Annotated in this window: 25 protein-coding genes and 1 tRNA gene; 21 read left to right on the top strand and 5 right to left on the bottom strand. The window is 41.6% G+C overall.

Features of this window, described 5'->3' with window-relative positions; genetic code table 11:
- The first annotated feature begins 46 nt into the window (after positions 1-46).
- Genes BM043_RS12885 through BM043_RS12875 form a run of 3 tightly spaced genes read left to right on the top strand, consistent with a single transcriptional unit; the run spans position 47 to position 2,992 of the window.
- The gene (locus BM043_RS12885; protein ID WP_092792275.1) at positions 47-1,480 is read left to right on the top strand and encodes a sodium:solute symporter family protein; all 1,434 of its coding nucleotides are present in this window, start codon (positions 47-49) and stop codon (positions 1,478-1,480) included.
- Complete coding sequence (locus BM043_RS12880) at positions 1,477-1,917, top strand: GNAT family N-acetyltransferase (protein ID WP_092792274.1); 441 nt, start codon at positions 1,477-1,479, stop codon at positions 1,915-1,917. Before BM043_RS12885 ends, BM043_RS12880 begins: the two co-directional genes overlap by 4 nt.
- A gap of 1 nt (position 1,918) precedes the next feature.
- Positions 1,919-2,992 (top strand): alanine racemase, encoded by a 1,074-nt coding sequence (locus tag BM043_RS12875; protein ID WP_092792272.1) that lies wholly within the window; start codon positions 1,919-1,921, stop codon positions 2,990-2,992.
- A gap of 27 nt (positions 2,993-3,019) precedes the next feature.
- Here BM043_RS12875 and BM043_RS12870 read toward each other — a convergent pair whose 3' ends face one another.
- From BM043_RS12870 to BM043_RS12860, 3 genes are all read right to left on the bottom strand, one after another.
- Positions 3,020-4,120, bottom strand: a complete 1,101-nt coding sequence (locus BM043_RS12870) for an SO2930 family diheme c-type cytochrome (protein ID WP_245753032.1) — start codon at positions 4,118-4,120, stop codon at positions 3,020-3,022.
- A gap of 18 nt (positions 4,121-4,138) precedes the next feature.
- Entirely contained in the window at positions 4,139-5,431 is a 1,293-nt protein-coding gene (locus BM043_RS12865) for a parallel beta-helix domain-containing protein (protein ID WP_092792269.1), read from the bottom strand.
- Positions 5,432-5,510: 79 nt separating this feature from the next.
- Positions 5,511-6,074, bottom strand: a complete 564-nt coding sequence (locus BM043_RS12860; RefSeq protein ID WP_092792268.1) for a Crp/Fnr family transcriptional regulator — start codon at positions 6,072-6,074, stop codon at positions 5,511-5,513.
- Between the two features lie 86 nt (positions 6,075-6,160).
- On the opposite strand from BM043_RS12860, the gene BM043_RS12855 reads away from it, so the two are divergent.
- Positions 6,161-6,715 (top strand): porin family protein, encoded by a 555-nt coding sequence (locus BM043_RS12855; protein ID WP_092792266.1) that lies wholly within the window; start codon positions 6,161-6,163, stop codon positions 6,713-6,715.
- Positions 6,716-6,910: 195 nt separating this feature from the next.
- On the opposite strand, the gene ruvC is transcribed toward BM043_RS12855, so the two are convergent.
- Positions 6,911-7,486: a crossover junction endodeoxyribonuclease RuvC gene (gene ruvC, locus BM043_RS12850; RefSeq protein WP_092792264.1), complete on the bottom strand. Its 576-nt coding sequence runs from the start codon at positions 7,484-7,486 to the stop codon at positions 6,911-6,913.
- Positions 7,487-7,591: 105 nt separating this feature from the next.
- On the opposite strand from ruvC, the gene BM043_RS12845 reads away from it, so the two are divergent.
- From BM043_RS12845 to BM043_RS12775, 15 genes are all read left to right on the top strand, one after another.
- Positions 7,592-8,611: a glycosyltransferase gene (locus BM043_RS12845; protein ID WP_177188476.1), complete on the top strand. Its 1,020-nt coding sequence runs from the start codon at positions 7,592-7,594 to the stop codon at positions 8,609-8,611.
- A gap of 33 nt (positions 8,612-8,644) precedes the next feature.
- Complete coding sequence (locus tag BM043_RS12840) at positions 8,645-8,896, top strand: hypothetical protein (RefSeq protein WP_092792261.1); 252 nt, start codon at positions 8,645-8,647, stop codon at positions 8,894-8,896.
- Between the two features lie 2 nt (positions 8,897-8,898).
- Positions 8,899-10,110, top strand: a complete 1,212-nt coding sequence (locus tag BM043_RS12835) for a PP2C family protein-serine/threonine phosphatase (protein WP_092792259.1) — start codon at positions 8,899-8,901, stop codon at positions 10,108-10,110.
- A gap of 62 nt (positions 10,111-10,172) precedes the next feature.
- Positions 10,173-10,739 (top strand): polysaccharide deacetylase family protein, encoded by a 567-nt coding sequence (locus BM043_RS12830; RefSeq protein ID WP_245753031.1) that lies wholly within the window; start codon positions 10,173-10,175, stop codon positions 10,737-10,739.
- Positions 10,740-10,846: 107 nt separating this feature from the next.
- A complete protein-coding gene (locus BM043_RS12825) occupies positions 10,847-11,836 on the top strand; it encodes a glycosyltransferase (protein ID WP_177188475.1) in 990 nt (329 codons plus the stop codon).
- Complete coding sequence (locus BM043_RS12820; RefSeq protein ID WP_092792537.1) at positions 11,833-12,615, top strand: TatD family hydrolase; 783 nt, start codon at positions 11,833-11,835, stop codon at positions 12,613-12,615. The genes BM043_RS12825 and BM043_RS12820 overlap by 4 nt, the downstream gene beginning before the upstream one ends.
- On the top strand, positions 12,605-13,672 hold the full coding sequence (locus BM043_RS12815; protein WP_092792255.1) for an asparaginase: 1,068 nt from the start codon (positions 12,605-12,607) through the stop codon (positions 13,670-13,672). Before BM043_RS12820 ends, BM043_RS12815 begins: the two co-directional genes overlap by 11 nt.
- A gap of 95 nt (positions 13,673-13,767) precedes the next feature.
- A tRNA-Ser gene (locus BM043_RS12810) sits at positions 13,768-13,855 on the top strand.
- A 727-nt stretch (positions 13,856-14,582) separates the two neighbouring features.
- Positions 14,583-15,398, top strand: coding sequence for a MotA/TolQ/ExbB proton channel family protein (locus BM043_RS12805; protein WP_092792534.1), 816 nt, complete (start codon positions 14,583-14,585; stop codon positions 15,396-15,398).
- A 57-nt stretch (positions 15,399-15,455) separates the two neighbouring features.
- On the top strand, positions 15,456-15,785 hold the full coding sequence (locus tag BM043_RS12800) for a hypothetical protein (protein WP_092792254.1): 330 nt from the start codon (positions 15,456-15,458) through the stop codon (positions 15,783-15,785).
- Between the two features lies 1 nt (position 15,786).
- Positions 15,787-16,416 (top strand): ExbD/TolR family protein, encoded by a 630-nt coding sequence (locus BM043_RS12795; protein WP_092792252.1) that lies wholly within the window; start codon positions 15,787-15,789, stop codon positions 16,414-16,416.
- A 1-nt stretch (position 16,417) separates the two neighbouring features.
- The gene (locus BM043_RS12790; protein WP_092792250.1) at positions 16,418-16,882 is read left to right on the top strand and encodes an ExbD/TolR family protein; all 465 of its coding nucleotides are present in this window, start codon (positions 16,418-16,420) and stop codon (positions 16,880-16,882) included.
- Between the two features lie 66 nt (positions 16,883-16,948).
- Entirely contained in the window at positions 16,949-18,274 is a 1,326-nt protein-coding gene (locus BM043_RS12785; protein WP_092792248.1) for an MFS transporter, read from the top strand.
- Positions 18,267-19,739: an NAD(P)H-hydrate dehydratase gene (locus tag BM043_RS12780; RefSeq protein WP_092792246.1), complete on the top strand. Its 1,473-nt coding sequence runs from the start codon at positions 18,267-18,269 to the stop codon at positions 19,737-19,739. The genes BM043_RS12785 and BM043_RS12780 overlap by 8 nt, the downstream gene beginning before the upstream one ends.
- A 61-nt stretch (positions 19,740-19,800) precedes the next feature.
- On the top strand, positions 19,801-20,988 hold the full coding sequence (locus BM043_RS12775; RefSeq protein WP_092792244.1) for an MFS transporter: 1,188 nt from the start codon (positions 19,801-19,803) through the stop codon (positions 20,986-20,988).
- A 54-nt stretch (positions 20,989-21,042) separates the two neighbouring features.
- On the opposite strand, the gene asnS is transcribed toward BM043_RS12775, so the two are convergent.
- Positions 21,043-22,494, bottom strand: a complete 1,452-nt coding sequence (gene asnS / locus BM043_RS12770; RefSeq protein WP_092792242.1) for an asparagine--tRNA ligase — start codon at positions 22,492-22,494, stop codon at positions 21,043-21,045.
- Between the two features lie 174 nt (positions 22,495-22,668).
- Between asnS and rpoN the strand changes: the two genes are divergently transcribed.
- Positions 22,669-24,123 (top strand): RNA polymerase factor sigma-54, encoded by a 1,455-nt coding sequence (rpoN, locus tag BM043_RS12765; protein WP_092792240.1) that lies wholly within the window; start codon positions 22,669-22,671, stop codon positions 24,121-24,123.
- Positions 24,124-24,173: 50 nt separating this feature from the next.
- Positions 24,174-24,743 carry a PA-phosphatase gene (locus BM043_RS12760; protein WP_245753029.1) on the top strand — a complete coding sequence of 190 codons (570 nt, stop codon included), beginning with the start codon at positions 24,174-24,176 and terminating at the stop codon, positions 24,741-24,743.
- Positions 24,744-24,838 lie beyond the last annotated feature (95 nt).

Raw genomic sequence — 24,838 nt, 5'->3', positions numbered from 1 at the left:
TGAAAAATTATATTCTCTAGAAGTTTGATACAAATCCCAAAACATAATGCAATTGATCGATCTACTGATCTTTTTTATATACATGATAGTGATGCTGGGCGTGGGCTTTTTTTTCATGCGAAAAAACAACAGTCAGGAAGATTATTATGTAGGAGGCAGGTCAATTGGTAGTATCCATATTGGGCTTTCGGTAGTTGCGACGGATGTGGGTGGAGGTTTCTCCATTGGATTGGGTGGATTGGGTTTCGTTATGGGGATTTCGGGTTCCTGGATGCTTTTTACCGGATTACTTGGAGCCTGGATGGCCGCAGTAATTTTGATCCCACGTGTAAAATCCGATCCAGCCTTTGCGCGGTTTTTTACATTTCCTCAGATTATTGGCCATTTATATAATTCCACTACTGCCAAAGTAGCCGCGGTCATTTGTTTTTTGGGCTATGTTGGATTTACCTCATCTCAGTTACTGGCTGGAGCCAAACTCGCCTCTGGCACTTTTGAAGTGTTGGATTTGCAGACGGCTTTGTTGATCATGGGGGCGATTGCGGTGATTTATACGGTTATGGGAGGCCTCAAAGCCGTGATTTATACCGACACGATTCAGTGGATAATTTTAATGCTGGGTTTGATGTTTATAGGGATCCCTGTAGCGTACAATTTTGTAGGAGGATGGGAAGGGATTCATTCTACTCTTCCCCCGGAATTTTTCTCCTTAGGGAATTTACAGTGGCAGGATTTATTTAATTGGGGGATCACGATTATTCCGATTTGGTTTGTGGGGATGACACTTTACCAGCGGATTTTTGCTGCCAAAGATGAGAAAAGTGCCCGAAAGGCATGGATTATCGCCGGTTTATTCGAATGGCCCATCATGGCTTTTATGGGTGTTTCGCTAGGCTTGCTCTCTCGAGTAGCAGTCGAGCAGGGAGCATTGGAGGGGGTCTCCGCGGCGATGGATCCCGAGATGGGATTGCCAGTTTTACTCAGTCAGATTTTGCCTGCTGGGATCTTGGGTTTGATGATGTCTGCTTATTTTTCTGCGGTTCTTTCTACGGCCGATTCCTGCCTGATGGCTGCTTCTGGTAATTTGACGACAGATTTGTTGGGGAAATTTCTCAAAAATAAATCCCATCAGACCGAGATCAGAGTTTCACAACTTTTAACTTTAGGAATAGGAATTGTAGCCATACTTATCGCTTGGCAAATGACTGAGGTGCTGAGTTTGATGCTCTATTCCTATGCCTTTATGGTTTCGGGTTTATTGGTCCCTGTGGTCGCGGGCTTGTTTTTCAAGGTTAGCAATGCTCGCGCTGCGATTTCGGCCATGGTGATCGGAGGATCAATTACTGCTGGATTAACCTTTCTAGAACTTTCCTTGCCCTTGGGTTTGGATGCAAATTTGTTCGGATTGACAGCTTCTTTGCTGACTTTTCTGATCGTTTATAAAATGGATTTAATGACTCGGAAAAAAGATACTATATGATAAAATTAGAAACACTCTCGGCAATAGATACCGCGACATTTCTTCAAAAGAACGAAATAGCGGATTTCTTATTTGAGCACCTTGGAGAATATGGTGATCCGAAAGATGATATCATGAAATGTCTCGATTATGCGCTCGATAGAGGTATCCGTGCGGGAGGTTTTGTGGTGCTGGCCAGAGAAAAAGGAAAAATCGTGGGTGCCCTAGTGATGAACAAAACTGGAATGTCAGGTTACATCCCTGAAAACATCCTGGTATATATCGCTGTGGATGCAGCTCAGCGAGGCAAAGGAATCGGGAAAAAAATTATGGATATGGCCATCAAAATGGCCAATGGAGCCATAGCGCTTCATGTAGAACCCGATAATCCCGCGAAAAAGCTGTACGAAAAACTTGGATTTACAAACAAATATCTCGAGATGAGATTAATTAAATAGGATGGCTTATTTAACATTAAACCGGACTAAGCTCAGAGATAATTTTAATTTTCTGAAAGAAAAATTCGATAAAAGTCAAGTAGCCTGGGGCGTAGTGTCTAAGTTGCTATGTGGGAATCGACTGTTTTTGCAAGAACTGATTAACCTTGGTGTGGATGAAATTCACGACAGTAGGATCAGTAATCTTGCAATGATCAAAAAACTGAACCCGGAGGTTCAAACCGTTTATATCAAACCTGTTTCTAAGCGTAATGTGGGCAAAATGGTCGAGTTTGCCGATGTCAGTTTGAATAGTGAATTGGAGACAATCCACTGGATTAGCGAAGAAGCAGTGAGGCAGGACAAAAAGCACAAGATTATCATTATGGTCGAGACAGGGGACCTTCGTGAGGGTGTTATGGGAGAGCAGCTGTTGGATTTCTATTCGGAAGTTTTTAACCTACCCAATATCGAGATCATCGGTTTGGGCACCAACCTGAACTGTCTCAATGGGGTCATGCCTTCCACTGACAAACTGATTCAGCTTTCCCTTTACAAACAGATCATCGAATTAAAATTCAACAAAGAAATTCCCTGGGTTTCTGCCGGGACTTCAGTGACGATCCCTTTAATGCTCACTCAGCAGCTTCCAAAAGGAATTAATCACTTTAGGGTAGGGGAAACCTTGTTTTTTGGAGTGGATCTTTTCGAAGAAAAACTAATCGAGGGAATGCATGGAGATGTCTTTGAGTTGCATGCAGAAATAATCGAAATGCAGGAAAAGCCGCTTTTGCCGGTAGGGACTCTCGCTGCCAATCCACAAGGTGAAGTGCTTGAAATTGACGAAACGCTATACGGACAGACTTCCTATCGTGCCATCGTCGATATCGGATTATTGGATGTGGATCCTAAGTATTTGATTCCTTCTGATCAACATATCGAGATTCTTGGGGCCAGCTCAGATATGTTGATTATTAATTTGGGAAAAAATCCAAATGGCTACAAGGTTGGAGACCTTATGTCTTTTCAGCTCAAATATATGGGAGCCTTGAGTGTTCTCAATTCAAATTACGTAGATAAAAAATTGATCGATTAAACTTCTACTAATTCCTGGATTGATTTTTTAGTCTTGGATCGAATTGATCCAGTTGCTGATTAGTTCTATTCCCTCCTTGTCGACAGTAGTTCTTCCTATTTCGGGCATAGCGATTCCCACTTCGGTACTATTCATTCGATGCAAAAGGATGGATTCCTCAGCTTTTCCAGGTAGAATGTCGAAGGTGAAATTTCCTGCACCTGCTCCCGCCGCCACTGGGGTTTTCCTTATTCCCAACTTCATAAGGTTGGATTCATCATACGTTAAAAAAAGTCCAGATGTGCTGGCAGGTCCCTCCGCTCGATGGCAATGCGCACAGTTGATGTCTAGATATGCCCGAGCTCGAAGTTCGAGGGATTGGTTCTTGTCCTCATAATTGACCATTTGAGGATGATTTTCCTCTCCCATAAATCCTTCTAATTTCTCCAATTCAGTCCATTTTTCCAGTTGATTGGCTTTTTGACCAGCTTCATCAAGCGATGTATTTAAGTATGCAACGGAGATACCGATTGGAGTTAGCTTTTCATTTTTGTTATGGCAGCTTTTACACTGGTTTTTGTTTGGGATTAGGTAGTTGATGATTTGATCCTCCCCGTTTTGATCAGTGAATGCTACAGTGGTTTTTCCTCCTGCAATTTTTAAAACTGCATCGGTTTGGGTGTCATTCCAGACATAAGGAAAGGCTTCCCATCCGTTTTCCTGATGAATCATGATTCGGGTTTCGATGATTTTTCGAGTTGAATTGGGTTTTCTGAAATCTTCCGGATAAAAGAAGTTTTTGATCAACATACTACCAAGAGGCAGGTTCAATTCATCCGATTCGATTTTTACTTTTTTTTCTTCAGGAATCCATACAAACCGGCTTTTCTGAGCATAATCCGTGAATAGTGAAGATGCTGGCTGATAAAAAATGACTTCAGAACTCGGGCTAAGGTTTTTTAAATCTCCCTGAAAAAAACCATAGGTCGAAAGCCGCTGATAAGGAAAATTGCCATCAACAAGTTCCTCTTTGAGGATTTCTTCTGCCTTTGGGATTTCAGTTTTAGGGTTTTGGCAGGAAAAATTAACCATAGCAATAAATCCCAAAAGGACTAGGCTAGTTTCTATTTTTCCCTTGTAAAAGTACATGTAGCTTGAGGGTATATTTTAACGTGCAGCGATCATGCTGACATCAGTGTTGATTTCAACTCGGCAGTTGGTAAAAGGGCTTGGATCATCAAACGAATCAATTTTATCCTCACCTTCCATTAAATAAAATCTTGAAAATCTAAGTTCGGAAAGATTGTCTTCGCGGATGCAGAGATTCATCGGATTATCTTCGATTGATTTTCCTTGGGTATTTTCCCAAAACCCATCATAGATGATATCTTGGGTTTTGCCTTTGCCATGGGCATTGTAGATACTTACTAACTGGCCAAGTTCTCTGCTCAGATCAGGAATCCCAGCTCTTTTTCGATCGTAAGTATTACCATGGATGGAAATATTTTTGGAATAGGGTGACCAATTCGGAGCTTCCGAAGGAAATCCGGTAATCTGATAACTCGCGATGCCGATCCCAAAGGTTTTGTTTCGGATGAGTTCGTTTTCAAATATTTCCACCTCCTTAGCTGCTAGCAGTACAATGCCAGATCCCGGAGGGATCATTGTGACCGTGTTTCCATTGGGGCCTTCGCCCATAGGAGTGGCAAAGTTTTTATGGTTATTTTCGATGATTTTGTTTCGGTAAATTTTGGTGCCTCGCCCATCGGATTTGGGCAATCCGGGTAGGTTGAAAACCAAAATGCCTCCTGCATTATCCCTAGCGACATTATCAAAGACCTCAGCATTGTCACAGTTTTCGATTTCGATTCCCGCCACATTGCCAAAAGCTAAAGAGTTTTTGACGATGATATTTTCTGACTGGCCAACATAGATTCCGGCATCCCGAGAATGTGAAGCGATGCATTCATCGATCATGATATTTTTGCATTGGACAGGATAGATGGCGTAAGTGCCGTTTTTGGACTTGTCTCCGTGAGTCCAAGTGACATTGATCCGTCGGAAAGTCAACCCGTCAGTATGTTGGGCTTTGATCCCATCTCCAGGCGCATCTTCTACACTGAAATCCTGTAGAATGATATTTTCGCCGACTATTTTAATTCCCTCGCCTCCGCTTTTCAATTCACGGAAAGAAAGCACCGTTTGCTCCATACCAGCCCCTTTGATGGTCACATTTTTTTTATTGTCTAAGATCAGCTGCGTTTCTAATTCATAAAATCCAGCTGGAATTTCGATGATAGCTCCGTCCTCTGCGAGAATAAAATCCTCAATCAATTGTTCGACTTGTGCTGAACTTACTCTGGGTAGCTTGGCGGAATCAAAAATTTGTTCGTGGTTGGTTTTGCCGCAGGCAGCAAATAGAAAAATGAGGAATAGACTGAAAAGATATTGGCGTTTCATAAATGCGGGGTTTGGCCAAAGGATATTTGAATAAATTTACCTTTTTGCCAAAAGAAATGCATTGATGAAAGTCAAAAATCTAAATTTTTGCTCGAATGCGACTTAGAGTTTCAATGGTCATGTCCAAAAATGAAGCAATCTGTCCCACGGATGCTTTTTGGATGATCTTGGGTTTGTTGTCCATTAGCTCAAGGTATCGATCTCTGGCCGATTTGAATTTGGTGAAAATCTGTCGCTCCTCGAGTGCGATGTAGTATTTCTCCAAAATCATGCGATAGGCCCGTTCCATTTCTGGAAATTCCTCGAAGCTGTCTTGTAAATCTTTGTGCGAAATCCGGTAAAGGATAGATTTTTCAAGAGTTTCGATGGTTTCATAGCTGGGTTTTCGCGTGATAAAGGAATGCATGGCAGTCACAAATTCGCCTTCAAGCGAAAACGAGACGGTGATATCACGATTTTCACGAATGTAAAAACTCCGTGCCGAGCCCTCTGAGATGTAGTACAAATGATTACTTACTTGACCTTCACGCTCCATTTTAAAGCCTTTTTCGGCTTTAATTTCTTCCAGTTTCGCGATAAAAGCCAACCTCGCCGCCTCACTAACGGTGGTAATATTTTCAAAAAGGCCCGATGATTGTTTCATGTTTTTTGAGTAAAAAAAGAAAGAGTGTTAAAGCGGATTCAAGTAGATCTGCTAGTTTTAACGGAAATTTAAAACATTAAGAACATATGAGAAAGATTTTAATCTTATTCTTCGTCCTAGGCTTCTATTTTACTGCTGAAGCACAGTTTGGAATTCGGGCTGGATTCTCCTCGTCCAATTTTTCAAATACCAATTTCAATGCAAATCCCGGCTTCCATTTCGGGGGATATTATACCATTTTAGCTTCGGAATTCATCAGTGTGGAGCCCGGTATCCAATTTTCCCAAAAGGGATTTGAGACAGTTGATCCTCCGACAGCCAATGATGTAGATGAGCGCTTGAATTATTTAGACGTCCCTCTGTTGTTGAGATTAAACTTTCTGCCAGCAGTCAATGTTTTTGCCGGACCTCAGTTCGGTGCCTTGATTTCCAGACAGCGAACAGAAGAAGGGAATAATCAGACCTCAACCGAGCCCGTTCGTGGCTATGATATCAGCGGAGTAGTTGGCCTGCAGGCGCTTTTTCCTGCGGGAATCAATCTTCAGGTCAGTTATGACTTGGGCTTGACCAGTGTCAATTATTTTGGGCAGGATGCCAATAATCAAGTGTTGAAGCTGTCGATTGCATACGATTTTAATTAAATCTGAAATACGCATTAGATAATCTACTCCTAACTCAAAATGCTGAAAAATCAGCCGCCTTGCTTCACTTTTCGATCTTACCGTAGCGGTGACGCATCGACCTCCAAAGTGACAAATTTTCTTACATTTTGAACTCTCGCAACGGATTCTTATGCATAGTTCATATTAAAAGTAAAGGCTTGGTAATTCAGGCCTTTATTTTTTGATGCGATCGGGATTCTCGTCAATGAAGGATTTCCAGCCTGCATTTCTTCCGCGGGTTTGGACCCTTCCTTCGTGAAAATGATGACAAAGCGCCACCGCAAGTGCATCGGTAGCATCGAGGAGTTTTGGGATTTCGGTCAGATCAAATAGCGTCTGAAGCATTGCGGCGACTTGCTCTTTTGAGGCATTGCCGTTTCCGGTGACAGATTGCTTTACTTTTTTGGGAGAATACTCGGTAATTGGGATTTCCCGGGCCAATGCAGCCGCCATCGCTACGCCTTGGGCCCGTCCCAGCTTGAGCATGGATTGGATATTGACTCCGTGAAAAGGTGCCTCCAAAGCGACAGTGTCCGGTAAAAATTCGTCGATTATTCCCGTGATTCGCTCAAAAATCTTTTTGAGCTTCAGTTCGTGGGTTTCGTATTTTTTTAGATGTATGACACCGTATTGGAGGAGTTTGTATTTTTTGCCTTCTGTGAGAATCAATCCATACCCCATGACCGTAGTGCCGGGATCTATACCCAAGATGATTTTTTCCTTTGTCTCTTTTTTTGCTTCTTTACTCACCCTCGCAAGTTAGTCGAAAAGATGATCAATTTTTACCTGTTTTGGATCATAATCTATTTCCTTTCTCTTTGGATTATGGCCAGAAAATGGTCAGTTCAAAAAAAAATGGATTTGCCAGAAACCGATAAATCTCAGGTATCGCTGATTATTCCCTTTAGAAATGAGTCTGAGAATGCAGAAGAACTTTTGCGGCAGCTAGCAAAGATGGAGGCTAATGTAGGGGAGATCTTGTTAGTCAATGATCATAGTGAAGACGATTCACGAATTATTTTTGAAAGAGGTGCTGGGGATAGTAATCACATCAAAATTTTGGATAGTCCGGGAATTGGCAAAAAAGCCGCAGTTGAATTTGCCGTCAAGCAAGCTAAAGGCTCCATTATTTTGGTTTCAGATGCGGATTGTACATTTTCTGAAACTTGGGTGAAAAAACTACTTGCTCAATTTTCCGATCCCACCGTTCAACTGGTTGCCGGTCCGGTGCTTTCTCAGATGGAAAGGGATGGGTTTCTAGACCGGTTTCAGCAAATCGAATGGGCTAGTATTTTATTGCTAACCCATTATTTTTTTCATATCCAAAAACCGCTCATGTGCAGCGCTGCCAATTTGGCGTATCGAAAAGCTACTTTTATAGCGGTAGGGGGATTTTCTGGGAATGCCAACATCGCGTCTGGAGATGATGAGTTTTTATTAAAGAAAATAATGAAAAAATACGGTCCTGCTTCTTGCCGATACCTTAGAAATCAGGAGACCTTGGTTTGGACACGTCCGCAAGAAGATTTTTTTGCCTTGCTCAATCAGCGCATGCGGTGGGCAGGAAAATGGAAAAAGCATTCCTCATTTTCACATCTGATGACTTCGGTAGTTTTTGCGGCATTTCAAATGGTATGGATCTCGAGTTTTTGTCTTCCATTTTTTGGAGGGTTTTTTACTTTGATTTTTTTGGGGATTTGGGGAGTCAAAATTGGGATGGAGAGCCGGGTTTTGGGTAAAGTGCTAAGAAGTTTTGGAATAAGTATCCCAATTGAGTACTATATCAAAACCGGATTTTTTCATCCATTATATGTGCTATTGACAGTTTCTGGTATCTTTTTCGGGAAATTTGTTTGGAAGGGGAGAAGCGATTGATTTTGCTTAATTTAGCGTTAAGAAAAATAAAATATGAGTGACGAGGAATTTGACTTGCTGGATGAATTGTATTTTGTTCAGCCCTATTCTTATTTGAAAGAAAGTTTGGGATGGGAAGATCAACGGTTGTTGGAAACGCTAGCCCATTTATACCAAAAATCTTTTATTAAGTGCCTTTCAGCGCCTGATTCAGAGCGATTTGATCAGGTTGATTTAAAGAATGAAGGAAAAAACCTCTATTACCTGGCCACCAAAAAAGGCCTCATGGCCCATAATGCCCTTTGAAATTGATATCCGAAAACCACAAATACCAACGAAAAGAACTGGAATTAAAGGCCTTGCTTGAAATTACCCAAGCGATCAATGAAAACCAGTCGGAATCCGTCCTTGTCAATATTTTTAAATTCACCTGTCTGGTCCATCTGAATATCAATTCCTTGGTGCTGTATGTGTTGAAAGAAGGAGGTTTTGAGAAAAAGATTGCCCACGGAATCAAAGGCTCGGTCCCCGAGTTTATTCCAGAAAATGAAGTCACAGATAGTGGCGCGAAAAGTCAGTTTCGACTGGATTTTGAGGAGCGGAGTAATTTTTCGGAATTTGAAACAGCACTTCCCGTCTACCATAAGGAAAAAATGCTGGCGATTTTGTTTTTGCGAAGCAAAGATCCTGAGCTTGAATTGAATCTAAACTTTACCCAAGCGATTGCCAATATTCTGGTGGTGGCTTTAGAAAATAAGCGCTTTGCACGAAAACAAGTGCAGCAGGAAGTACTCAACCGAGAAGTAGCTATCGCCTCTCAGGTGCAGCAGATGCTTTTTCCTTCGGTTTTGCCCAATCAAGAAAATCTAAAAGCAAAGGTAACTTATATCCCACATAGCATGGTGGGTGGGGATTATTATGATTTTATCCAGCAATCCGAGGATGTAATTTATTTTTGTGTGGCGGATGTTTCGGGAAAAGGAATTTCCGCAGCGCTTTTGATGTCCAATTTTCAGGCGGCACTACGGACTTTGCTCCGAACAAACACCGATCTGGAAACCATCGTACATCAGTTGAATTTCACACTGTTCGAAAACACCAATGGAGAGCGTTTTATTACTTTTTTTCTTGGAAGATTTAATCTGAAAACCCGGCAGCTTCACTATGTCAATGCGGGGCATAATCCTCCGATACTTTGCTATGAGGCCAAACAAAGCAGTGAGTTGCTTGAAGCAGGGACGACGATTCTGGGAGCTTTTGAGCGGTTGCCCTTTTTGGAAGTGGGCCACCGTGACTTACCTGCCAATTTCACCATTCATCTTTATACCGACGGCTTGACGGAGACGTTGGATGAGTCGGAGCAGGAGTTTGGAGATCAGCGACTTCAGAATTTTGTAAGTGGTCATCTTTGTATGAATCCCGAAGACTTTCACCGGGAATTTTTGGATGTTTTGTCTCAGTTTTCGGGCAAAGTGCCATTACATGATGACTTGACTTTGTTTAGTATTCGGGTTAAATGAATCTGTATTTTCATCGGACCCCAACTTTGCTTTCGGTACTTTTTCCGAAGCGAATTTGGTCTATGCCATCGACAGATCGTCGTATTTTTTTGACCTTTGATGATGGACCGGTTCCTGGGGTGACTGATTTTGTATTAAATGAATTGGAAAAGCGAGGACAGAAAGCCACATTTTTTGTGGTAGGGGATAATGTCCGCAAGAATCTCACTTTGGCTGAGGATATCTTAAAAGCAAATCACACAATTGGCAATCATACTTTCAACCATTTTAATGGGTGGAAGACCAACACCGATCGCTACTTGGAGAATGTGGACCGCTGTCAAAAAATTCTTGAGGACCAACTGAATTTTAGTCCCGGTTATTTTCGCCCTCCATACGGATTACTTAAATCTTCCCAAGCGAAAGATCTTCAGAAAAAATTTCAGATCGTAATGTGGAGCTTATTGTCAGGTGATTTTGATTTGAATTTGTCAAAAGAGATAATTTTAAAAAAATCAAAGAGTGGAACGAGGCCGGGTACTGTGGTGGTTTTTCATGATCAGGAAAAAACCAAAGAGATCATTCGAAGGGTGCTGCCTGAATATTTGGACTTTTTAGGTGATCAAGGTTGGAAAACGGAAAGCTTATGATTTTTTCCGTGCTAATTGTTTCAATTCTGCTTTTACAGTTTGCATTTCTGTGGATTTACATTCGTTTTTTTTCTAAAAATTTTAGAAAAGAAGTCCATGAATTACCCATGGTATCCATTCTTGTGGCAGCAAGAAATGAACAGAGCGATCTTCCCAGACTGCTCGACTCCTTTGCTGAGTTGGAGTATCCTCAGGATAAAATCCAGTTTTTGTTTGTAGATGATAATAGTCAGGACGCGACTGCTTTGATTTTGGAGAATTGGTGTGTGACACGTGAGAATGCAAAGTGGGTAAAGCTTGATGCTAAAGATCTATTTAGGAAAAGCCCAAGTCCGAAGGCCAATGCACTTGCTTTTTTGGACGAGTATGCGATTGGTGAATATTTGTTTTTTACCGATGCGGATTGCCAGGTTCCGAAGTCTTGGATCGAAGAAATGTGGTTGAGTTTTGAAGATCAAACAGGAATTGTTTTGGGCATTACTCAAGTAATCGGCGTGGATTGGCTTGCTTACTTTCAAAGAATGGATTGGTGGTTTACCTTGGGTTTGGTGAAAATTGCCTCAGATTTTGGATTGCCGACGACGGGTTTGGGAAACAATATGGCGATTAGGAAAGATGCTTATGAAGCTTGTGGAGGATTTTCTGCAGTTTCTGATAGCTTGACAGAAGATCTGGAAATTAGCCGTGCTATTCAGCAGGAACGATATCAAATCCGTTTCCAACTCAGCCCGGGGACTTTGGTGGACACCAAAGCTGAAGCCGATTTGTCCAGCCTACTTTCCCAAAGAAAGCGCTGGATGTCCGGAGCGATGACTTTGCCTTGGTTTTGGAAGGCGGCTTTATTTCTTCAAATCCTGTATTTTCCTGCTTTAATCTATATTTTAATAACAGTGCCTATTCTTGGAATTGTTTTAGCTGCAACGAAGATGGTTTTGCAAAGTCAGTTTTTGAAACGAACTGGTCTTAAAGCCGGCCAAAGCCTATCAACAGTCTTCACCTTACTTTTTGATTTTTACTTTCTCCCATTATCTGTGCTGACAATTCTTTATTACTTTTGGCCTTCTGCAACTGAATGGAAATCCCGAAGGTATTCATGAATTTGATTGATACACACGCCCATATTTATTCTTCTAAATTTGACTCCGATAGAGATGAGGTCATCGACGCCATCAAAATGGCTGGCGTAGAGCGGATTTATATGCCCAATGTGGATGTGGAGACCATCGATCGGATGTTGGATTGTGAAAGACGCTATCCGAATTTTTGCATTCCTATGATGGGTTTACATCCCTGTGATGTGAAAGAAGATTATCAGGAGCAACTGAAAGTTATGAAATCCTGGCTTGATAAACGTTCCTTCGCCGCTGTGGGAGAGATTGGGCTGGACCTGTACTGGGATAAAAGTTTTTTTGAGCAGCAAAAATTGGCTCTGAAGGAACAAATCGAATGGGCTAAAGCATATGATTTGCCGATTGTACTTCATTGCAGGGAATCTATGGACGAAACGATTGAAATCGTTCGTGAATCCCATGATGGAAAGTTGAAAGGTGTTTTTCACTGTTTTACCGGAGATTTAACTCAGGCCATGCAGATTATAGAAATGGGATTTTTGCTGGGAATCGGAGGAGTAAGTACCTATAAAAACGGAGGACTTGATCGGGTCATTCCACATTTGTCTTTGGAAAATCTTGTATTGGAGACGGATGCACCCTATTTGGCTCCGGTTCCTCACCGGGGAAAGCGGAATTCTCCCCAATATTTACCTTTTATTGCGGAGCGGGTCGGGGATTTGCTACAGGTCAGCGCTGCAGAAGTGGCTCTTCGGACCAAGAAAAACGCATTGGGACTTTTTAAGGAATTTACACATGAATTATAAAATCGTACGACTGAATACCCGGATCAAAACGAGTCGAACTTCCTCTGTTTTGATTATTTACACCGGGGGTACTTTAGGCATGGCCTATGATGATAGCGGTGCGTTGGTTCCCTTTAATTTTGGGCAGATTCTGGAGAAAATCCCCATTCTATCCAATATGGATATTGCCATTACAGTAATTTCTTTTCCAGAGCCCATTGATTCCTCCAATGTTTCAATGAGTCATTGGGTGGATATGGCCTATATTATTACGGAGAATTATGACAGTTACGATGGATTTGTAGTATTGCATGGTACAGACACGATGGCCTATTCTGCATCAATGCTCAGCTACATGCTTCAGGGGTTGAATAAACCGGTGATTTTTACCGGCGCTCAGTTGCCGATTTCTGCCATGCGCTCAGATGCCCGTGAAAACCTGATGACTAGTTTGGAAATCGCCACTGCCAAGATTGACGATATTCCCATTGTGCCTGAGGTGTGTATCTTTTTCAATCATATGCTACTCAGAGGGAACCGGGCCAAAAAAGTACAGTCAGTTCATTTTGACGCTTTTGAATCCGAAAATTATCCCTCATTGGCGGAATCGGGAATTGTAATCGATTACAATACGGCTGCTATTCGCCCTCATGAACCGCATCGAAAATTGGTGAACAAAAATCAATTGGACAATCGGGTGATGATTCTAAAGTTATTCCCAGGAATAACAGAAAAAGTCATGGATGCCTGTTTTGCGATCGAAGGCTTACGCGGAGTAGTTCTAGAAACTTATGGCTCCGGCAATAGTCCAAGTGAGGCGTGGTTTATGAAATCTCTGGAGCGGGCGATCAAAAAAGGGGTGATTATTTTAAATGTGTCCCAATGCAATGGAGGTCGGGTGATTCAGGGTCGATACGAGACTTCAAAAGAACTCCTTCAGGTGGGCGTAGTCAGTGGAGCAGATATGACTACTGAGGCCGCAGTGACTAAATTGATGTTTTTACTTGGTCAGGAAAAAGCGGTCAGCGAAATTCGATCTAAACTGACTTTACCCTTGGCTGGAGAAATGACGACCTAGAAAAAGGTCATTCCTTTTGGGATGTAAATTTGGAAAGGGGGAGAATAATTAATTTCTTTGCACTCCGATTCAGAAAAGGGTCGGAAAATTCAACTAGAGAGGTGTCCGAGTGGTTGAAGGAGCACGCCTGGAAAGCGTGTATACCCCTAAAGGGTATCGAGGGTTCGAATCCCTTCCTCTCTGCAAGTCAACTTTAGCAATAAGGTTGACTTTTTTATTTTTTGTAAAATTCTAGGTTGTCGACCAAGAAGGGATGAAAACCCTCGGGTTTGAAATCGACCGGGCCGTACGGCATGGCTTCCCGTATGAGCAATCTCTTCCTCCCTCCCATAAAAATGAAACAAAAGGACACCGAGCGACTGTTGGTGAGCGAAGTCGAACCAAGTCGAGGTGGATATAGAAAAAACTTAGGTACAGGCAGAATTCCGTATATCCACAAAATCAAAATATAGTAATAGGGTTAAACAAAAAGATAATTTTGCCTTAAATATGGATTGCTTTGCTTTTTATTGCCGAGAATGAGCCGTTGGTATTTTTTCAGTGGGATGAATGGCGCTTATTTTTCAGAATTATATTTCAATTATTTGCTGAATACGCAAGATACTTCTGAGTGGAGAAAATAAGTTGACCGATCACCAAAATTCTTGTTTATAATCACATTTTTATTTTTGATTCTGATAAAAAATGAGAACCTTTCGAGCGGTTTTAGAGGAAGTCAAACTTTCAAAGAGGAAAATAAAAATTGTCCGCTTGTGTAAAAAATGCCTAATTCATGCATTAAATGCGGACTTTTCGAAAAAAATCTAAGGAGGTACATTGTTTTTTGAATATAAAAAATGATAACTTTAAAACTCGATTTTACTTAAGAAACCATTTAACCTTTATCAAAAGTCTATTTAAAATTCACATTATGAGAAAGTTAATCGCTTTGTTCATGCTTGCAGGTATTCTATTTGCGCCTGTTTTCGCTAACGCACAAGAAGCAGAATCAGATTCTGTCGTTCAGGAAGAAGAAACCACCCCAGTCGTAGAGGAAGAGCCTGAGGCTACTCCTGCTATGGTAGATGATGATATCGTCGCTGAGGAGCAGAGTTTCCACCAAGTAGTAAAGGAGAAGTTCATTGAAGGGGATCCCCTTTACATGACTCCTGTATTAATCTGTTTGATCCTTGGATTGGCAGTTGCATTAGAAAGAATCGTAGTTTTGAACCTTTCTACTACCAACACCAAGAAATTGTTGAACAAAGTTGAAGAGGCTTTGGCATCAGGTGGTATTGAAGCTGCTAAAGATGTAACCAAAAGCACTAAAGGTCCTGTTGCATCGATCTTTACCCAAGGATTGATGAGATACTCTGAAGGTATCGAAATGGTAGAAAAATCAATCATTGCCTACGGATCTGTGGAAATGGGTCGATTGGAAAAAGGTCTTGTTTGGATCTCTCTATTCATTTCTCTAGCTCCGATGTTGGGATTCATGGGTACAGTAATCGGTATGATTGGTGCATTTGACTCAATCGAAGCTGCCGGTGATATTTCTCCATCTCTTGTGGCTAGCGGTATTAAAATTGCACTTTTGACCACAGTAGCTGGTTTGATCGTAGCGATTATCCTTCAGTTGTTCTACAATTACTGTGTAGCAAAAATTGATTCTTTGGTTAATGACATGGAAGATTCCTCCATTTCTTTGGTGGATATTCTAGTAAGACACAAATTGACGGGTAAGTAATTGCTTGTAGTCCCTAATCAATTTAAATTAACTAGTTAACCTCAAAGAACAAACAATATGGATACCTATGATATTTTACTATATGCAGGTTACCTACTGATTGCTGTCGGAGCAGTGGTTGCGATTATTATGCCTTTGATTAATTCATTGGATAATCCAAAATCTCTGTTGAAGACTGGTCTAGGTATAGTGGGCATAGTAGTATTGTTCTTTATTGCTTATTCAGTTTCGAGCAATGAAGTATTACCTAAATTTGAAGCAGATCCTTTCAACCTGACCCCTCAAGGTTCGCAGTTGGTTGGGGGAATGCTGATCACAACCTATATTTTGGCGATCATCTCCTTATTAGGAATTGTGTTTACTGAACTAAATAAAGCTATTAAGTAATATGGCCAGAAAGAAAAATAGAATGAGTCAGGAGGTCAATGCAGGATCTATGGCAGATATTGCTTTCCTGCTCCTGATCTTCTTTCTCGTCACCACTACGATCGCTTCGGATAAGGGGATTCTAAATGTCCTTCCTCCAAAGCTGGATCCCAATAATCCTCCTCCGGAAATTGATAAAAACGAACGAAATATCTTTACGATATTAGTTAACGCCAACGATCAACTTTTGGTAGAAGGTGAGTATGCTGAGCCTGAAGGTTTGGATGAAGAAATCAAACTATTTGTGTTGAATTTCGGTCAGCCGGATGAAGAAGCTTCAGCCTTGTACAATTCGTTGCCTGCTTCTTTAAGAGCGCTGGCTCAGCAAGATCCTGAATCTTCGGATCACCCCAATGAGGCTGTGGTATCGATCAAGACTAACCGGGGTACAAGTTATGAGCGGTTTTTGGAAGTGTTTGATTTAGCAAAGAAAGCTTATTTCGACATTTACGCAGCCCGAGTGAACTTGACTACCGACGAATATCGAGCCTTGAGTGGTAAAGATGCTGCAGAGCAAGCCTTGATTGATAAAGGCAAGGAAAATCTACCCATGGCAATCTCGATTGCGGAACCAGATAAAATAGGAAGTTGATATGGCAAAGTTTAGTAAGAAAACAAAGACTTCTGAAAATATCCCAACCTCGGCGTTGCCGGATATTATCTTCATGCTTTTGTTCTTCTTTATGGTTACCACCGTATTGAGAGAGCAGGAGATATTGGTAGAGCAGAAAATTCCTCAGGCCACTCAGCTTCAAAAACTTCAGAAGAAAACACTGATCTCCTATGTTTACATAGGTAAGCCTAAAAACACGGCGCTTTATGGTTCCGAACCTCGCGTTCAAGCCAACGATGCCTTGTTAAATACAGCAGATATCGTTCAGTGGGTCAATAGAGAGCGAGATGCTTTACCCGAGGCAGATCGTCCGATGATCACGATTTCTATGAAAGTGGATAGAGATGTGAAAATGGGGCCGATTTCTGACGTTCAGACTGAACTTAGAGATGCAGACGCACGTCGTGTACTCTATGCTTCGGTAGGAAAAGTAGCAGGGAATTAATTAAGAAATTAAACTTAAAATATATAAAGCTGTCTCTTTTGAGATGGCTTTTTTTATTTTCACTCCATGCTTTTATCACTTCAAAATAAAAAGAAGGTCCAGAACTCCTGGGCTATGTATGACTGGGCCAATTCGGTGTACAGTCTCGTCATTACTTCTACAATTTTCCCAGTGTATTACAATTCGGTAACAAAAGGACTGAATGATCTAGATAGAGTTTCTTTTTTCGGATTTGAGATTGTCAATACAGTACTTTACTCGTATTCTATTTCGTTCTCGTTTTTGATTATTGCGATTATTTCTCCATTGCTTTCTGGAGTAGCTGATTCGAGTGGAAAGAAACTTCAATTCATGAAGTTTTTCGCATACTTGGGATCTTCCGCATGTGTAGGACTTTTCTTTTTTGATGCCAGTAATATCGAATGGGGGATTATCTGTAGCGTCACTGCCAGTATTGGTTATGCGGGAAGCATTGTTTTTTACAATGCCTATTTGCCTGAGATTTCTGAAGAAAAAGAATACGATTTATTAAGTGCCAAAGGATTTGCTTTGGGTTATATCGGGTCAGTCATACTTTTAATTCTCAACCTCCTGATGATTCAAATGCCTCATTGGTTTGGAATTCCTGAAGGAGGTTTTGCTGCTAGACTTTCCTTTTTGATCACTGGTTTATGGTGGGCCGGGTTTTCTCAGATTCCGTTTCGGTTTTTACCTAAGAACCCTTACAATAAAAAGATTAAGCGAGAACTATTATTGCACGGGTATCAAGAAATCAGAAAGGTTTTCAAAGAGGTCCGTCAAATAAAAGTCATGAACCGCTTCCTTGCTTCTTTCTTTTTCTATTCCATGGGTGTCCAAACGGTGATGTATCTGGCGGCAACCTTCGGGGATAAAGAATTAGGACTGCCAGGTGATCAGTTGATCATTACCATTTTGATCATTCAATTTGTAGCGATCATTGGAAGTTATTTCTTCGCTTTTATTTCCAAGCAATATGGCAATAAAATCAGCTTGGTAATTATGGTTTTGATTTGGACATTGATTTGTGGTGCAGCCTATTATGTTTATACCGTATATGAATTTTTTGCCTTGGCTTTTGTGGTGGGATTAGTCATGGGAGGAATTCAATCTCTTTCTAGGTCTACTTTTTCTAAATTGATTCCACAGTCAACCACACAACACGCAAGTTATTTTAGCTTTTACGATGTCACTGAGAAGTTGGCAATTGTAATCGGTACCTTTTCCTATGGCGTGATCGAACAAGTCACGGGAAGTATGCGTAATTCAGCGCTTTCCTTGGGGATTTTCTTTCTGGTAGGATTAGGTTTCTTACTTTTGGTAAGTATCCCAAAACGGGAATTGGCGGCTCAACCTGTGCTAAGCGATGATTAAAATCTTAAATGGAAATTCGGTTGGTCAATTGGATAAGCTTCACTGTGAGGTTTCAGGTCAGCATAGCTTGGATCTAATGGAACAAGCAGCTGATTCTTTCGTCACTTGGTTTCTGGAACATTTTTCTGACAGGAAACATAAAATTGCAATTTTTTGTGGTGCAGGTAATAATGGTGGTGATGGATTTGCCATCGGAAGATTACTTAGGGAAAAAGGTTTTGAAGTTCATATAATCAAGTGTTTTTCTCCCGATTCCAAGCTGAGCGAAGATGCTCAAACTAATTTGGACCGACTTCCTTTAGAGGTTGATTCATATTTCTTCAATTCTAATTTAGAAAAATTAGAAGTCGATGTCATTTTGGATGCCTTTCTTGGGGTAGGATTAACTGGAGACTTGCGAGAAAACGCCAAGGGAGTGATCGGATTTATGAATCAATGCGATGGAGTCAAAATCGCAGTGGATATCCCCAGCGGCTTGCCTTCAGATGGGCTTGCTTCTGAACATGCCTTTAAAGCTGATTTTACCATTTCATTCGCTTTTCCAAAATTGAGTCTACTTCTGCCAGATAATGCCCAATTCAGTGGAGACTTAGTCGTCCAAGACATTGGAATACTTCCCGAGCTTTATGACAAATTTGATAGTGATTTTTATTTTTTGACTGCAAAGGATATTCCTCAGTTTCATCGCAAATTTCATCGGTTTTCCCATAAAGGAGATTTCGGAAAAGTGCTTTTAATCGGAGGAAGTCCAGGGAAAATGGGTGCGCTCCATCTTTCTGCAAAGAGTGCTTTACGAACGGGGGCTGGATTAGTCTCTTGTCATTTGGATGAAAGCGAGCGATTGATACTTCAATCTTCTTTGCCTGAGGCGATGTGTCTTTGGGGAGATTTGCCTAATCTGGGATTGTTTGATGCTATTGGCATTGGTCCTGGATGGGGAGTCGAGCCTAGAAAAAAAATATTGGAGGAGTTGTTAAGGCAGGTTTCAAGGGCTCTGGTTCTGGATGCAGACGCAATTACTATTCTAGCAGAGAATAAAAAATTGCTTGATTTACTTCCTGAAAACAGTATTCTAACCCCGCATCCCGGAGAGTTTGATCGACTGCTTGGCAAATCGAAAAATCATTTAGAGCGTTTGGAAAAAGCTAAAGAATTTTCCGAAAAACGAAAAGTAGTAATGGTGTTGAAAGGTGCGAATACGGTAGTTTCTTTGCCAGATGGTCGACAGATTTTTAATAGCACGGGCAGTAAGTTTATGGCCACAGGAGGCTCAGGAGATGTATTGACTGGAATGATTACCGCATTTTTGGGGATGGGATATCAGCCCGAGCATGCCGCACTGTGTGGGGTTTTTCACCATGGTTTGGCTGGAGAAATTGCAGGTTCGAAAACACGTAGAAGTACCATCGCCAGTGATTTGATCGCCCATATTTCCGAAACCTATATTCAGCTAGGTATCGATTAAAAATAGAACTGATGGGTAAACTAATCTTGGGCATTCGGGGTTTTGGCCTAAAGCATTTTTTATGAATCGGGAAAAATTACTCCTTTGGACCCTGGCGGCCATCAATTTTATCCACATTGTAGACTTTATGATTTTGATGCCCTTAGGGCCTCAACTGATGCGGGTATTTGATATTTCTCCAAGAGAATTCGGGTTGTTGGTTTCCTCCTATACTTTCAGTGCCGGGGTTTCCAGCTTTTTTGGAGCTTTCTTTTTGGATCGATTTGATCGAAAGAAGATTTTAATTTGGGTTTATGTGGGATTTTCCATCGCTACTTTAGGTTGCGCACTTTCACCCAGTTATCCGATTTTATTAATTGCTCGCGTCATATCAGGTCTTTTTGGAGGATTGACTTCAGCTTTGATTTTAGCAATTATCGGTGACGTGATTCCCAATGAACGTCGGGGACGTGCGATGGGATTGGTTATGGCGGCCTTTTCAGTTGCTTCTGTGCTTGGAGTCCCAATGGGCTTGTTTTTAGCGAGTTTATCAGATTGGCATATGCCATTTTATATCTTGACAGGGCTATCGGTGGTTAGTTTAGGAATGATCTTTCGATTTATTCCAAAAATCACGGAGCATCTGGGCAAGGAAATTAAGCGACCTCATCCACTCCAGGTGATTCGCAGAGTGACGAGCAATCCCAATCAAATGCGTGCCATTACCCTCTCCGTGATGATGATGTTTGGACAGTTTATGATCATTCCTTTTCTCAGTCCTTATACCGTCGCCAATGTCGGATTTACCGAGATGCAGTTGACTTATATCTACATGGCTGGTGGAGCATTTACCATATTTACCTCTCCTTGGGTGGGGAAAATGTCGGATAAATACGGAAAGCTAAGAATTTTCACCATTTTCATGTCGCTGAATGTGGTTCCTATTGCGATCATTACCCATCTTGGGGTTACACCGATTTTCTATGTACTGTTGGTATCAACGCTGTTTTTTGTGACTTCCAATGGCCGTTATGTTCCGGCAGCAGCTATTATCACGGGTACGGCAAAGCCCGAAAATAGAGGCAGTTTTTTGAGTTTCAATTCCGCCGTGCAGCAGTTGGCTACGGGAGTAGCTTCTCTAATTGCAGGAATTATCATCGGGGAGACTGCCACCGGAGAGCTGACCAATTATAATGTAGTGGGATATATTGCTATTGTTTTTAGTGTGCTTTGTATTCCTTTGGCAAGGAGAGTTAAAATAATTAGCTAAAAAATCCCCGACATTACTGCCGGGGATCGTGACTATTTTGAATCTTTAAGAATATTAAAACTCTGCATTTCCCGGAGTTCGTGGGAATGCAATGACATCACGGATATTTCCCATACCGGTGACAAACTGCACCATTCTTTCGAAGCCCAAGCCAAAACCTGAGTGAGGGGTAGACCCGAATCTGCGGGTATCCAAAAACCACCACATTTCATCAGTCGGGATTCCGAGCTCTTCCATTCGGTTCACCAAAAGATCCATTCGTTCCTCCCGCTGGGATCCTCCTACAATCTCGCCGATTCCGGGGAAGAGGATATCCATCGCCGCTACTGTTTTGCCATCTTCATTCTGTCTCATATAGAAGGATTTGATTTCCTTCGGATAATCAGTCAAAATCACAGGTTTTTTGAAATGCTTCTCGACCAAAAATCTTTCGTGCTCGGATTGCAAATCTGCTCCCCATTCTTCAATCAGGAACTGAAACTTTTTCTTCTGATTGGGCTTTGATCTTTTCAAAATCTCAATGGCCTCAGTATATGTGATTCTGACAAATTCATTTTCTGCGACAAACTTCAGCTTATCCATCAGTCCCATTTCTGAGCGCTGATCGGCTGGCTTGGATTTTTCTTCATCCAAGAGTCTGTTTTCCAAAAACTGAAGATCTTCTTGACAATTTTTCAGCGCATAGTTGATCAAGTATTTGAGAAAGTCCTCGGCCAAATCTGCATTATCTTCCGCATCATAAAAGGCCATTTCTGGCTCGATCATCCAAAATTCAGCCAAATGACGGGTCGTATTGGAGTTTTCGGCACGGAAGGTCGGTCCAAAAGTATAAATTTCCGACAGTGCTAAAGCAGCCAGTTCACCTTCCAATTGTCCGGAAACGGTGAGATTGGCTTCTCTTTCGAAGAAATCCTGCTTGAAATCTACCGAACCAGCTTCTGTTCGTGGAGGGTTTGCAATATCCAAGGTGGTCACTTTGAATGTTTCTCCTGCTCCCTCCGCATCCGAGGCGGTAATGATGGGCGTATGGATGTAAAAGAAGCCCTTGTCATTGAAGTATTGGTGTACTGCGAAAGCCAAGGCATGGCGGACGCGGAAAACAGCTCCAAACGTGTTGGTGCGCATTCTGAGATGAGCGATTTCCCGCAAAAACTCCAGTGAATGCTTCTTTGGCTGAAGGGGATATTTTTCGGGATCTGCTTCTCCGAGCACTTCTATACTTTTGGCATTGAGTTCAGATGCTTGGCCCGCTCCCTGAGACTCGACCACCGTACCGCTTACCTTCAAGCATGCACCCGTCGTACATTTTTTAAGGATATCTTCTGCGATCAAATTGGGATCAGCCACCACTTGATAATTAGTGATAATGGAGCCATCATTGAGTGCAATGAAAGAAACATTTTTGTTGGAACGCTTAGTGCGGACCCAGCCCATGAGGGTGATTTCACTGCCGATTGGATGTTGATCCAGGATGGTCTTGATTTTGACCCGTTTGTTGAACGCCATGATATTTTTAGATTTTAAAAAAAGACGGAACGCCGAATTTTTATTGGTTTGCAAAAAAACGATTAAATCAGCTTTTTATCAAAAAATTGCTTGTTTTTCCTAACTTTGGCTTCGGGGCTTTTTCACTGAAAAAGTCCTTTTTTGAACCCAAAAAGCAGGTTTTAATCGATTCAGATGCAAAAGCTAAATCTTAGCCAGTCACTTTCACAAAAACTTTCTCCCCAGCAGATACAGTTTATCAAGCTGCTGCAAGTTCCTACGGCCGAATTGGATACCCGAATCGAAGAGGAATTGGAGATCAATCCTGCGCTGGAAGAAGGAAAAGAGGAGAAGGAAGAAGCTACTCAAGATGAGTATGAAGATACTTATGAGGAGGATATGGGATCAGATGACCGTGACCTAAACCTCGACGACTACCTTGATGATGAGTATGGAGGGTATAAAATGCAGGGAGATGGTAATTACAACTCGGACGAAGAAGACCGGGAAATTCCCATTTCCTCCCAATCTTCTCTCCATGAATTGCTGATCCAACAACTAAATTATTTAAAGCTTGACGATAGGCAACGCATCATCGGTCAGCAACTGATCGGAAGCATCGAAAATGATGGGTATATCCGCCGAGATTTGGAGGCAATTATTAATGATCTGGCTTTCAGTCAAAATATCGAATCGGATATCGATGAGGTAGAAGAAATTTTGCGAAAGATCCAAACTTTTGATCCAGCAGGAATTGCTTCACGGAATCTTCAGGAGTGTCTGATTTTGCAATTGGAGCGAAAAGAGCACCCAGAAGACCCCATTGTACAGCATGCACTTCGGATCATTCACGATTGTTTTGAGGAGTTTACCAAAAAGCATTATTCAAAAATCCAGCGGAAATGTGACCTGAATGAGGAGGAGATTAAAGATGCGGTGAATTTGATCACGCGACTTAACCCTAAGCCGGGAGGGGCTTCTGACGGATTGGTGAGGACGCAATACGTGATTCCGGATTTTATTTTGACCAATAATTCGGGAAAACTGGAGATCAGCCTCAATTCAAAAAATGCTCCGGAACTTCGGATTTCCCGTTCTTACGCGGATATGTTTGACGCCTACGACAAATCCGACAAAAAGGATAAAAAGCTCAAGGAAACTGTATCATTTGTCAAGCAAAAGCTGGATGCGGCTAAGTGGTTTATCGATGCCATCAAGCAGCGGCAAAATACGTTATTGAGGACCATGGAGGCGATTCTGCAATATCAGAAGGAGTTTTTTATCGATGGAGACGAAACTAACCTTCGCCCGATGATTCTGAAGGATATCGCCGAAAAGATCGAAATGGATATTTCGACTGTTTCGCGGGTGGCAAACAGTAAGTCGATTCAAACCGAATTTGGCGTGTATCCGCTGAAATATTTCTTTTCTGAGGGAATTGCTACGGATAGTGGGGAGGACGTTAGTAACCGTGAGGTAAAATCTGTCCTCCAGGCTATGGTAGACGCTGAGGATAAGAAAAAACCGCTATCAGATGATAAACTGGTCAAGATGCTGAATAAAAAAGGGTATAATATCGCCCGCAGAACTGTTGCCAAATATCGTGAGCAATTGCAGATACCTGTGGCTAGATTAAGAAAAGAATTGTAGTGGGGAGAATTTTAGCACTGATTGTCACGATCGTATTCCAACCTCTAATCATGCCGACCTTGGTATTTGGTTTGATACTGTTTGGAGTACCAGAGGCAAGTAGTGTTCCTACTGAATTTAAGCTCCGTATTTTTTATTTGATCTTACTTTCTACCTTGGTCATACCCATGATCACCATCATTGGGTTGCGATTGAGTGGAACAGTTAAAAGCCTTCACATGGCTGAGCTAAAGGATCGTTTGATACCTTTTTCGGTGACGTCACTTTATTTTTTGATGACAGTTTATTTTATGAGCCAAATAGGGGAATTGGACCCTATCATGTGGCAATCTTTGGCGGTCATAGCGGGAGTTGTGGTTGTATTGACTATCGTGACATTATTTTGGAAAATGTCAGCCCATATGACGGGAGTAGGTGGAGTATTGGCCTTGGTAGTTGTTTTTGGGATGAAATTCCCCAATTTTTCTGCTTTGTATCCATTGCTTTTATCCATTGTGCTAGCCGGAATCATTGGAACTGCGCGTTTGGCTTTGGATGCCCACCGTCCTTTGGAAATTTATGTGGGAATGGCCTATGGATTTGTTTCGTGTTTTGTCCTGTATTTTTGGCTTTGGTCCTGATTAAGCTTGTTCTGAGTCTGTTAGATTCCTTCCATGTTGAACTTGCGAAATAAAAAAAACGAATCCTTTTGAGATTCGTTTTTGAAATATTTTAT

Source organism: Algoriphagus hitonicola (genome assembly GCF_900113375.1).
Classification (GTDB): Bacteria; Bacteroidota; Bacteroidia; order Cytophagales; family Cyclobacteriaceae; genus Algoriphagus; species Algoriphagus hitonicola.
This window is presented reverse-complemented; position numbering and strand designations above follow the sequence as displayed.